General features: G+C 47.0%; 2 protein-coding genes and 1 pseudogene. 2 read left to right on the top strand and 1 reads right to left on the bottom strand.

The window, feature by feature from the left end; all coding sequences use genetic code 11:
* The first annotated feature begins 280 nt into the window (after positions 1 to 280).
* Positions 281 to 493, top strand: coding sequence for a cold-shock protein (locus tag L7E55_RS17430; RefSeq protein ID WP_277445633.1), 213 nt, complete (start codon positions 281 to 283; stop codon positions 491 to 493).
* 61 nt (positions 494 to 554) lie between these two features.
* Here the strand turns inward: L7E55_RS17430 and L7E55_RS17425 are convergent.
* Positions 555 to 2,120: pseudogene (locus L7E55_RS17425) on the bottom strand (terminase large subunit).
* 80 nt (positions 2,121 to 2,200) lie between these two features.
* Here L7E55_RS17425 and L7E55_RS17855 point away from each other — a divergent pair.
* Positions 2,201 to 2,414: transposase zinc-binding domain-containing protein (locus L7E55_RS17855; protein WP_420852074.1), on the top strand; the 214-nt coding region annotated here is incomplete at its 3' end.

Raw genomic sequence — 2,414 nt, 5'->3', positions numbered from 1 at the left:
CTGTAGGTACTGCCCCACAGGCTGTTTTTCGGCTTATCCCTTGCTTTGAACAACCTAGGAAATATGCGCATGGGCATCACTCTCCTTGAATAACTCGCCGTTTCCGGAGGCTATGTAAAAATATCTTGACAGCAACAGAGAGCTATGTTAAACTAAGTTAGTATTCAAGATAATTACATTGTTCTCACATGTTCTGTGGGTCATTGTTCTTTGATGATTTACAGTGGCGCGTGAGTTTTTTGTTTTCTATTGGGTACAATAAAATATTAGGAGGTACCTAATGAATAACGGTACAGTAAAATGGTTCAACGCGGAAAAAGGCTTTGGTTTTCTTTCCAACGACAACGGTGGTGAGGATGTATTCGTTCATTTCTCTGCAATCGTAGCAAACGGTTTCAAGTCTCTGGCAGAAGGCCAAAAGGTAACATTTGATACCGAAACCGACCCGAAGAACAGCCATAAGCTCAGAGCGGTCAATGTTTGCCTTGCATAAGTAAACAAAGAAAAATAACGCGGGACAGAGTAACATCTGTTCCACGTTATTTTATTCTTGTTCAAATTATAAGTAGCCCCCTTTCGTCGTAAACCGAATCGCCTGAATTGATACCGTTGCGGATTGCCCGGTCAAGCGCCATAATCAGCGCTACCGCACCGTCAATCCGCTCGGTGCTTTTCTCCTTGTCGGGCTTGATGTTGCCGGCGGGATCGGTCCTGACAAACACATTGTCCATCATCCAGCGCAGCACCGGATGCCCTCCATGGGCAATCTTTTCTTCCAAGGTCAGTTTCATCAATTCTTTTGTCGGAGGCGACATATCCTTATACCCCTGGCCAAAGGGAACCACGGTAAATCCCATACTCTCAAGGTTCTGAGTCATTTGCACCGCGCCCCAGCGGTCAAAGGCAATTTCCTTGATGTTGTACTTGCTACCGAGCTCCTCAATGAAGTTTTCAATGAAACCGTAATGTACCACGTTGCCTTCAGTTGTTTGCAGAAATCCTTACTGTTTCCATATATCATAAGGAACATGGTCACGCCGCACCCGCAGGTCGATGTTGTCCTCCGGCATCCAGAAGAAAGGAAGTATGCTATATTTATCCGCATCGTTGAGCGGCGGGAACACCAGCACAAAGGCAGTTATATCCGTAGTAGAAGACAAGTCAAGCCCGCCGTAACATACTCGACCGCGCAGGGCTTCGGCGTTAACCGGAAAAGCACATCTGTCCCATTTCTCCATCGGCATCCAGCGCACTGATTGCTTTACCCATTGGTTAAGCCGAAGCTGACGAAACAGGTTTTCTTCGGCCGGGTTCTGTTTGGCATTCTCGCAGGCAATGCGCAGCTTCTCAATATCCACCGTAATGCCCAGAGAAGGGTTGGCCTTTTTCCACACCTTTTCGCTTGTCCAGTCCTCATCCTCCGCCGCCCCATATATTAGGGGATAAAAAGTCGGATCCACCTTTCTGCCTTGAAGGATATCCTCGGCCTTTTGATGTACCTCCCAGCAGATCGAATTTCTATCGGTTCCGGCGGTGGTGATCAGGAAGAACAGCGGCTGCTTTCTGGCATCGCCGGAGCCATGAAGCATAACATCATAAAGATTTCTGTTAGGCTGGGCATGCAGTTCATCGAAGACCACGCCATGTACGTTAAGCCCATGTTTTGTATACGCTTCTGCTGAAAGCACCTGATAAAAGCTCCCCAGCGGCTTATATACCAGCCGTTTTTGGGAAAGCACCGGCTTGATCCTGCTTTTTAGGGCCGGGCACTGCTCCACCATATCTACCGCTACATCAAAAACAATTGAGGCCTGCTGCCGGTCCGAAGCGCATCCATACACTTCGCCGCCATGCTCAAAGTCTCCGCAGGTCAAAAGGAGGGCAACCGCCGCGGCAAGCTCCGATTTGCCCTGTTTCTTCGGGATTTCGAAATAAACGGTATTAAACTGCCGGCAGCCATTAGGCTTTAAGATGCCAAACACGTCGCGGATAATCTGCTCCTGCCAGTCTATAAGGTCAAAGGGCAAACCGTACCATTCACCCTTGGTATGTTTCAAGCAATTAATAAAGGTGACGGCGTTATCAGCCGCATTCTTATCATATTTTGAGCCATTGGCCATAAATCTTGTGGGTTTGTATTTCTTGTTGTTAAGGAAAGTATACATTTGGGGTACCCGGTGAGACCATGTTATAGCAACATATGGACATGAGATATTCGTCAAAAATCAAAGAAATACTTAAAATAAATTGGCCAGAGTTTGAGGTGAAGTATTCGAAGGTAATCCGCGAATGTGAGAGAGAAGCTGTCACTAAAGTCCTCGGATGTGGAGACCCCAAAAACGGGTTTGCAGAATATTGGTGTTTAGATTGCGGAGGCAAAGAAAAGAAAATCGTTCCATTCACTTGCAAGAGCC

The organism is Pelotomaculum isophthalicicum JI, from assembly GCF_029478095.1.
Lineage (GTDB): Bacteria > Bacillota > Desulfotomaculia > Desulfotomaculales > Pelotomaculaceae > Pelotomaculum_D > Pelotomaculum_D isophthalicicum.
This window is presented reverse-complemented; position numbering and strand designations above follow the sequence as displayed.